8 protein-coding genes are annotated in these 9294 nt (G+C 66.3%); 5 read left to right on the top strand and 3 right to left on the bottom strand.

Going from position 1 to position 9294, the window contains the following annotated elements; genetic code table 11:
- Positions 1-112 precede the first annotated feature (112 nt).
- From leuC to VML93_RS01780, 3 genes are all read left to right on the top strand, one after another.
- Positions 113-1534, top strand: coding sequence for a 3-isopropylmalate dehydratase large subunit (gene leuC, locus VML93_RS01770; RefSeq protein ID WP_325607046.1), 1422 nt, complete (start codon positions 113-115; stop codon positions 1532-1534).
- 28 nt (positions 1535-1562) lie between these two features.
- The gene (leuD, locus tag VML93_RS01775; protein ID WP_325607048.1) at positions 1563-2159 is read left to right on the top strand and encodes a 3-isopropylmalate dehydratase small subunit; all 597 of its coding nucleotides are present in this window, start codon (positions 1563-1565) and stop codon (positions 2157-2159) included.
- A 211-nt stretch (positions 2160-2370) separates the two neighbouring features.
- Positions 2371-3009 (top strand): HU family DNA-binding protein, encoded by a 639-nt coding sequence (locus VML93_RS01780; protein WP_325607050.1) that lies wholly within the window; start codon positions 2371-2373, stop codon positions 3007-3009.
- Positions 3010-3072: 63 nt separating this feature from the next.
- Here VML93_RS01780 and VML93_RS01785 read toward each other — a convergent pair whose 3' ends face one another.
- The 3 genes from VML93_RS01785 to cofC all read right to left on the bottom strand — a co-directional run bounded on the left by VML93_RS01785 (position 3073) and on the right by cofC (position 7048).
- Entirely contained in the window at positions 3073-4029 is a 957-nt protein-coding gene (locus tag VML93_RS01785) for an NUDIX hydrolase (RefSeq protein ID WP_325607052.1), read from the bottom strand.
- A gap of 82 nt (positions 4030-4111) precedes the next feature.
- Positions 4112-6343, bottom strand: a complete 2232-nt coding sequence (locus VML93_RS01790; protein ID WP_325607054.1) for an RNA degradosome polyphosphate kinase — start codon at positions 6341-6343, stop codon at positions 4112-4114.
- 54 nt (positions 6344-6397) lie between these two features.
- Positions 6398-7048: a 2-phospho-L-lactate guanylyltransferase gene (gene cofC / locus VML93_RS01795; protein ID WP_325607056.1), complete on the bottom strand. Its 651-nt coding sequence runs from the start codon at positions 7046-7048 to the stop codon at positions 6398-6400.
- Between the two features lie 98 nt (positions 7049-7146).
- Between cofC and VML93_RS01800 the strand changes: the two genes are divergently transcribed.
- On the top strand, positions 7147-8157 hold the full coding sequence (locus VML93_RS01800; RefSeq protein ID WP_325607058.1) for an NAD(P)H-dependent glycerol-3-phosphate dehydrogenase: 1011 nt from the start codon (positions 7147-7149) through the stop codon (positions 8155-8157).
- A gap of 125 nt (positions 8158-8282) precedes the next feature.
- Positions 8283-9294: D-alanine--D-alanine ligase family protein (locus tag VML93_RS01805; protein WP_325607060.1), on the top strand; the 1012-nt coding region annotated here is incomplete at its 3' end.

A 9294-nucleotide genomic window follows, 5' to 3' on the forward strand; every position in this document is an offset into this window, starting at 1 on the left:
GAGTACGCCGATACCGCTAGACTGTCTCACAAAGAGATACTAGCGTCTCGCATTCTGAGATGACACCTCAGATGTCCGGCGCGCCGCGAATCACTGAACAGAGGCGACGGAGATGGAATCAACTACCCGCAAGCCGCGCACGATGGCCGAGAAGGTTTGGGAGGACCACGTTGTGGTGCGCGGCGAAGGCGACGCGCCCGACCTGATCTATATCGACCTGCATCTGGTGCACGAGGTGACCAGCCCGCAGGCTTTCGACGGCCTGCGCTTGGCCGGGCGCCCGGTGCGACGGCCCGATCTGACGCTGGCCACCGAGGATCACAACGTGCCCACCCTCGACATCGACAAGCCGATCGCCGACCTCGTGTCACGCACCCAGGTGGAGACATTGCGTCGAAACTGCGCCGAATTCGGAATCCGGCTATATCCGATGGGCGATATCGAACAGGGCATCGTGCATGTCGTCGGACCGCAGCTGGGCCTCACTCAACCGGGAATGACGGTCGTGTGTGGTGATAGTCACACCTCTACCCATGGCGCGTTCGGCGCGCTGGCGATGGGCATCGGCACCTCCGAGGTAGAGCATGTGCTCGCCACCCAGACGTTGCCGCTGCGGCCATTCAAGACCATGGCGGTCAATGTCGACGGCCAGTTGCCCGACGGTGTGACGGCCAAGGACATCATTCTGGCGTTGATCGCCAAGATCGGCACCGGCGGCGGGCAGGGCCATGTCATCGAATACCGGGGCAGCGCCATCGAATCGCTGTCCATGGAAGGGCGCATGACGATCTGCAACATGAGCATCGAAGCCGGCGCCCGGGCCGGGATGGTGGCTCCGGACGAGACCACCTTCGAGTTCCTGCGCGGCCGCCCGCATGCGCCGACGGGCGCCCAGTGGGACGCCGCGCTGGCGTACTGGCAGCAGTTGCGCACCGACGCCGGAGCCGTGTTCGACACCGAGGTCTATCTCGACGCGGCCTCGTTGAGCCCCTTCGTCACTTGGGGGACAAACCCCGGCCAGGGGGTGCCGTTGGCCGCGGCGGTGCCCGATCCCGAACTGATGACCGACGACGCCGCGCGCCAAGCCGCCGAGAAAGCGTTGGCATACATGGACCTTCGGCCCGGAATGCCGATGCGCGATATCGGGGTCGACGCCGTGTTCGTCGGGTCGTGCACCAACGGCCGCATCGAGGATCTGCGGGTGGTGGCCGACATATTGCGCGGCCGCAAGGTGGCGCCGGGCGTGCGGATGCTGGTTGTCCCGGGCTCGATGCGGGTGCGCGCGCAGGCCGAAGCCGAAGGGCTCGGTGAGGTTTTCACCGCCGCGGGCGCCGAGTGGCGACAAGCGGGCTGCTCGATGTGCTTGGGTATGAACCCCGATCAGCTCTCGCCCGGGGAGCGGTGTGCCGCCACGTCCAACCGCAACTTCGAAGGGCGGCAGGGCAAAGGGGGCCGTACACATCTGGTGTCCCCGGCCGTCGCGGCCGCCACCGCGGTTCGCGGCACCCTGTCCGCGCCTGCCGATTTGAATTGAATTCACCACAACAGAGGACGAGACGAACATGGAAGCCTTTACCACCCACACCGGGATCGGCGTGCCGCTGCGGCGATCCAATGTCGACACCGATCAGATCATCCCCGCGGTCTTTTTAAAGCGCGTCACCCGAACCGGTTTCGAGGACGGCTTGTTCGCGACTTGGCGGTCGGATCCGTCATTCGTGCTAAACCTCAGCCCCTTTGATCGGGGCTCAGTCTTGGTTGCCGGACCGGATTTCGGCACCGGGTCGTCGCGCGAGCATGCGGTCTGGGCGCTCATGGACTACGGATTCCGAGTGGTTATCTCATCTCGATTCGGTGACATTTTTCGGGGCAACGCGGGCAAGGCGGGACTCTTGGCGGCCGAAGTTGCCCAAGACGGTGTGGAACTACTTTGGAAGCTCATCGAGCAGAGTCCGGGATTGGAAATCACTGCCAATCTTCAAGATCGAAATATCACCGCGGGAACAGTGGTGCTGCCGTTCAAGATTGACGATCACACGGCGTGGCGACTGCTCGAAGGACTTGACGATATAGCCCTTACGCTGCGGAAACTCGGCGATATCGAGGTTTTCGAGGCGGCTCGCCCGGACTGGAAACCGCGCACTCTACCTGCCTCCTGAAGCGTCTCGGCGGGGAATTTCGCCGCCGTAGACGCGGCCAAACCGGACCGATTTTCCGGCCGCGCCACCGGTCAAGGGCGGCAACCGGATTGCGAAAATTCCGGTTGCCGGGTCCTGAAATTGCGCGTGGCTCTTGGCAATTTGCCAGGTAAGGGTTTACCGTGTCCACTAGTCGGTTCCAAAACGAGGACCAAAGACTTGGAGGGATTGGATGAACAAAGCAGAGCTCATAGATGAGCTCACCGCGAAACTGGGCTCGGACCGTCGGCAAGCGACTGCCGCCGTCGAGAATGTCGTCGACACCATTGTGCGCGCCGTGCACAAGGGTGAAAGCGTCACGATCACCGGGTTTGGTGTGTTCGAACAGCGGCGCCGCGCGGCGCGGGTCGCCCGCAATCCGCGTACCGGCGAGACGGTGAAGGTGAAGCCGACGTCCGTCCCGGCGTTCCGTCCGGGTGCTCAATTCAAAGCGGTTGTCTCTGGCACACAGAAGCTTCCGGCGGACGGACCAGCTGTCAAGCGCGGTGTTGCGACAAGCGCAGCCAAGAAGGCGGCGGCGAAGAAGGCGCCGGCCAAGAAGGCCGCGGTGAAGAAGGCTGCGACCAAGGCTCCGGCCAAGAAGGCTGCGACCAAGGCTCCGGCCAAGAAAGCCGCGACCAAGGCCCCGGCCAAGAAAGCCGCGACCAAGGCCCCGGCCAAGAAGGTCGTCAAGGCCGTGAAGAAGGTTGTGGCCAAGGCCCCAGTGCGCAAGGCCGCGACCAAGGCTCCGGCCAAGAAGGCCGCGACCAAGGCTCCGGCCAAGAAGGCTCCTGCCAAGAAAGCAACCGCCACACGGCGGGGCCGCAAGTAACACAGTAAATCTCACACGCAGATACCCTTCGGACGGCAGCTGCCGCCGAAGGGTATCTGCGCGCTAAGCCCGCACGTTGGCGGCCAGCGCACCGCCGATATGGTCGGCTGCGATCAGCCGGCCCGCCGCCAGCGACAGCACCCACGTGCTGCCCTTGTGGTTGCGGGACTTGTCGGGGCGCACCCCGTCGCGTTCACACCACCACTCGATCAGGTCCGGAATCACCTTGCCCTGTGAGCAGATCACCGGTGTGCCCGCCCGTCCGGCGATCTGCAGCATCCGGTTTCGGGCGCGTTTGGGGTTTTTGGCGTAGGCCTCTTCGGTCAATGCGGTCTCGTTTCTGATCCGCACACCCAGTTCTGCGGCCAACGGTTCCACCGTTTGGTGGCAGCGCACTCGGTCGGCCGCATATACGTTGGTGGCGCCGAAGGCCAGCAGCTGCGCAACCAGCGCCTCGGCCTGCGCACGTCCCTTCTTGTCCAGCGGTCGCTTCGTGTCGTCCCCGGAATAGCGGGCCTTGCTGCCCGCCGTCCCATGCCGGACCACGAGCACGGTGTGCGTATCCGCCGGGTATTTGGCGAACTCCCGCAAGACCTTTCGATCCTGCGCGTAGTCAAGCTTCTTCAGGGCGTCGGCCACCGGCAGCCAGATCAGCTCGTCGACTTCGGCGCCGGGGATGAACTCCCCGCCGGTGGTGCGGGCCGTCCAGTAGTACACCTTCTTGACGCCTGAGTCGATCGGGTAACTCACCATGACCAGCCGCCTGCCCAGGACGGCGCGCTGGCCCGTCTCCTCGAACACCTCCCGTGCAGCGGCCACCGCAGGGGTCTCGCCGGGGTCCACTTTGCCCTTGGGCAGCGACCAGTCGTCGTAACGGGGCCGGTGGATCACCGCGATTTCGACTGCGTCCTTGGCGCCCTTGGTCGATTTGGTACTCGCGGGTCGCCACAACACCGCGCCGGCGGCGTACACGATCCGGCTTCCCGGGCGTCGGCGCGCGGACGAGTTCTGGGGCGACACGTTAACTCCTGCAAGTCAATTCGACTGGGTAGCTGGCAAGGCAGCTACCCAGTCGTGGATGCAGCCCGGGAAATCAGCACAGTCAGGGGCTGCGGTGACGCTCCATCAGCGAGACCTGGTGGTCGCGCACGGTGTGGCCTTCCTGGGGCGAAGCGGTCCACTGACCGTCGGGCCCGAGCTCCCAGCACCGGGTGGCCGGGTCCAACGCGGACTCGAACAACTCGTCGAGTTGTGCGGTGAGCCGTGGGTCCTTGACTTGCGCCATCACCTCGACGCGGCGGTCCAGATTGCGGTGCATCATGTCGGCGCTGCCGATCCAGAACTCGTCGATCGCGTTGAAGTGGATAATTCGCGAGTGTTCCAGGAAGCGGCCGAGAATCGAGCGCACGAGAATGTTCTCGGAAAAGCCTTCCGCGCCCGGGCGCAGTGCGCAGATGCCGCGCACCACAATCTCGACCCGCACGCCTTCCCGCGACGCACGGTACAGCGCGTCGATAACCTGCTCGTCGACAAGCGCGTTCATCTTGAGCCGGATTCGGCCCTTCCCGTTTTGGGGGCCCTTTTCCCGGTGGGCGGCGACCTCGCGCTCGACGCGTTCGATGATGCCGGTCCGAATACTGTGCGGGGCCACCAAGATGTTGCGGTAGGACACCTTGCGCGAGTAGCCCGTCAGTGAATTGAACAGATCGGTAAGGTCGGCGCCGATGTCGGGTGAGGCGGTCAGCAGACCGACGTCCTCGTAGAGCCGTGCTGTCTTGCCGTTGTAGTTGCCGGTCCCGATATGGCAGTAGCGCCGGATCGCCGAGCCCTCGCGGCGCACCACCAGGCAGGTCTTGCAGTGCGTCTTGAGCCCGACGTACCCGTAGACCACATGCACGCCCGCATCTTCAAGTGTGCGGGCCCAACGGATGTTGGCCTGCTCGTCGAAGCGCGCTTTGATCTCCACCATCGCCACTACTTGCTTTCCGGCCTCGGCGGCGGAGATGAGTGCCCGAACGATCGGCGAGTCACCGGACGTGCGGTACAGCGTCTGCTTGATCGCCAGCACGTTGGGGTCGGCGGCAGCGAGTTCGATGAAGCGCTGCACGCTGGTCGAGAACGAGTCATACGGATGATGAAGCAGCACATCGCCTTCGCGCAGCGTCGCGAAGATGCTCCTCGGGGTCTCCCGGTCGGCGAAGGCGGGATTGGTGACTGGAACGAATGCCCGGTCTTTGAGTGCCGGCCGGTCGACGCCGTAGATCTGCCACAACGACGACAGGTCCAGCAGCCCCGGAACTTCGATGACATCGCCGGGATCCACCTCGAGTTCGCGCAGCAGCAACTCCAGCATGCCCTCGGTCATGTCGTCGGCGACCTCGAGCCGTACCGGGGAACCGAAGCGGCGGCGCGCCAATTCCCGCTCCAGCGCCTGCAGCAGGTCTTCGTCGCGATCCTCTTCGACCTCGAAGTCGGCGTTGCGGGTAATGCGAAATGCGTGATGCTCCACGATTTCCATGCCCGGGAACAGCACCGGCAGGAACGCCGCGATCAATTCCTCCATGGGTAGGAATCGCAGGATGGTCCGGCCGTCGTCGCTGTCTCGGGCTTCGAGTTCGACGAAGCGACCGACGTTGTCGGGCACCTTGACCCGGGCGAAATGCTGGCCGCCGTCCTCGGGTTGCTTGACGGTGACCGCGAGGTTCAGGCTCAACCCGCTGACGAACGGGAACGGGTGGGCGGGGTCGACGGCCAGCGGTGTGAGCACGGGGAAGACCTGCTCGTTGAAATAGGTCGACAATTGGTCGCGCTCAGCCTGATCCAGATCATCCCACGTGACGATGGAGATGCCTTCCTCGCCGAGCGCGGGCAGCACCGAGTCGAGGAATACGCGTGCGTGCCGGCTGGCGAGCTGTTGCGTCTGTTCGCCGATGCGGCGCAGTTGCTCACGCGGTGTCAGACCGTCTGCGGAGCGGACCGACAGACCCATCTGGTCGCGGCGCTTCAGGCCGGCCACCCGGACCTGGTAGAACTCGTCGAGGTTAGAAGCGAAGATCGCCAGAAACTTGGCCCGCTCCAACAACGGCTGAGAGTTGTCGTCGGCCAGCGCCAGCACTCTCGCGTTGAAGTCCAGCCAGCTCAGTTCCCGGTTGAGGTAGCGGTCCTCGGGCAACTGGTCGGTGATCGGAGCCGGGGTGGCCGCGGGTGGTGCCGCAACCGGCGATTCGCCGTGCGACCATAGATTCTCGTCGGGGCGCGCTTCAGCTTCGATTTCAGTCACCCTGCGATCATTGCGTATTACCAGTGGGTCGGCCAGCGCCCGACCGAGATCCATCCTTCGTTGGTGCGTCGTTCACTTCCCGGACAGGTTTTGCTGCGTGCCGGCCCGTCAGCGCTGCGCGATGGCGCGCGCGGTTGCGACCCCGACCCCGAGGCGCCGGGCGGCAGCCAGGTCGGCGGGTGTGTCGACGTCGCAGCGCAAGCCGGGCCACGCGCCGGTCAGCTCGATGGCGCCCGAACGGCGATGCCGCGCCGAGGAATCCGACCCGAACTGCGGATCCAGCGGGGTTCCGAACGCACACAGCGCGGCGGTTCCGGTGCCCAGTCGGTCGGCGACGAAACTGCGCCGGTGGTGGCGCGCGGCGGCGATCGCCTCCTCCAGCTCCTGCGTCTGCAAGGCCGGTAAATCACCTTGCAACACAACAACATTGACGGACGCACCGGAAACCTCGCGTTCGGCGGCGGCGATGGCGCTGTTGAGCGGATCGGGATCGCCCTCGGGGGTCGGGTCGGCCAGCACGTCGGCTCCGAGGTTGGTTGCCGCGGCCGCCGCGTCTCCGTCGGGCGTGACAACGGTGATCGAGCGCATGGATCGAACGCGTCCCGCCGCCGTCAGGGTGTCTATCAACATCGCCAGCACCACGTTCTCCCGAGTGCGCGCCGAGAACACCGGTGCCAACCGGGTCTTGGCGGCGGCCAATCGTTTGACGGCGACGATCAACGCGATATCGGGTGTGCCGTCGGCCCGGGTGCCGCTCATGAGGCCATCCTGCCAGCCACCGATCCGTGGGCCCGCCGGCGCCCGTACAGGCGCTAATCTGAAGCGCCGGCAAGGCAATAAACGGACAGGAGACGTCGATGGCGGGCGCCGTAGCGGTGATGGGTGCCGGCGGGTGGGGCACCGCGCTGGCCAGGGTGCTCGCCGACGCCGGCGGACCAGAAGGAGAGGTCGTCCTCTGGGCGCGGCGCTCCGAGGTCGCCGACCAGATCAACACCACCCGATACAACCCCGACTATCTGCCGGGCGCGCTGCTGCCACAGAGCATCCGTGCGACCGACGATGCGGCAGAGGCGCTGCACGGCGCGACGACGGTGTTGCTCGGAGTGCCGGCGCAGACGATGCGGTCCAATCTCGAGCAGTGGGCGCCGCTGCTCTCGCGCGGTGCGACTCTGGTCAGTCTGGCCAAGGGGATCGAACTGGGCACCCTGATGCGGATGAGCCAGGTCATCGTTTCGGTGACTGGTGTGGACCCGTCGCAGGTCGCGGTGATCTCGGGGCCGAACCTGGCCAGCGAGATCGCCGAACGACAGCCCGCCGCCACCGTCGTCGCGTGCAGCGACTCCGGGCGCGCGGTCGCGCTGCAGCGCATGCTGAACAGCGGGTACTTCCGGCCCTACACCAACGCCGACGTCGTCGGCACCGAGATCGGCGGGGCCTGCAAGAACGTCATCGCGCTCGCGTGCGGGATGGCGTCGGGCGTCGGCCTCGGCGAGAACACCGCGGCGGCGATCATCACCCGGGGCCTGGCCGAGATCATGCGGCTGGGCATCGCGCTCGGGGCGAAGGGCGCGACGCTGGCCGGTCTGGCCGGGGTCGGCGACCTGGTGGCCACCTGCACCTCGCCGTATTCACGCAACCGCTCGCTGGGCGAACGCCTGGGCCGTCGGGAGAACGTGCAGGAGGCGTTGCAGGGCAAGCACGGGCATGTCGTGGAGGGCGTGACGTCGTGCGAGTCGGTGCTCGCGCTGGCGTCCAGCTACGACGTCGAGATGCCGCTGACCGACGCGGTGCACCGGGTCTGCCACAAAGGCCTGTCGGTGGACGAGGCGATGGCGCTGTTGCTGGGTCGCAGCACCAAGCCGGAGTGAGCCGGCCCAGTGGCGATCGCAAGCGCGGCGCAGCCGGGCGCAGCGGGTCGCCACCATCGGGAAAACCCCAGCTCGGGGCGTTGGACCCGACCTCTGGGCGCCATAACCGGTAGCCTCTCTAGGTTGTGAGTGCCAGCGAGCGCGTCCGCGTGGCCGTCGTCTTCGGCGGGCGCAGCAACGAGCACGCCATTTCGTGCGTGTCCGCGGGCAGCATTTTGCGCAATCTGGACCCGGATCGGTTCGACGTGGTCGCGGTCGGAATCACCCCGGAAGGCTCGTGGGTGCTCACCGACGGCGACCCGGATGCGCTGGCCATCACCAACCGGCAATTACCCGAGGTGAGCTCCGCGTCGGGGACCGAGCTGGCCCTGCCTGCCGATCCGCGCCGGGGCGGCCAGCTCGTGTCTCTGCCCCCGGGTGCCGGCGAGGTCTTGACCTCGGTCGACGTCGTGTTCCCGGTGCTGCACGGCCCGTACGGCGAGGACGGCACCATCCAGGGCCTGCTGGAGCTCGCCGGTGTGCCCTACGTCGGCGCCGGTGTGCTGGCCAGCGCCGCGGGCATGGACAAGGAGTTCACCAAGAAGCTGCTGGTCGCCGACGGGCTTCCGGTCGGCCCGTATGTGGTGCTGCGCCCGTCGCGGGCCGCGGAAAGTCCCGAGCTGTATCCCGAGGAGTGCGAGCGGCTCGGGCTGCCGGTGTTCGTCAAACCCGCACGGGGTGGCTCGTCGATCGGCGTCAGCCGGGTGTCGGGCTGGGACCGGCTGCCCGCCGCAGTCGCCGACGCCCGCCGGCATGACCCGAAGGTGATCGTCGAGGCGGCGGTCAACGGCCGCGAGCTGGAGTGCGGCGTGCTCGAAATGCCCGACGGCACAGTGGAAGCCAGCACGCTGGGGGAGATCCGGGTGGCCGGGGTGCGCGGGCGCGAGGACGCCTTCTACGACTTCGCGACCAAATACCTTAACGACGCAGCCGAATTGGACGTGCCCGCCAAGGTCGACGACGAAATCGCCGATGCGGTGCGCCAGCTGGCGATCCGGGCGTTTCGGGCCATCGACTGCCAAGGTCTGGCCCGGGTTGATTTCTTCCTCACCGACGACGGCCCGGTGATCAACGAGATCAACACCATGCCCGGCTTCA

It is taken from the genome of Mycobacterium sp., assembly GCF_035499775.1.
Lineage (GTDB): Bacteria > Actinomycetota > Actinomycetes > Mycobacteriales > Mycobacteriaceae > Mycobacterium.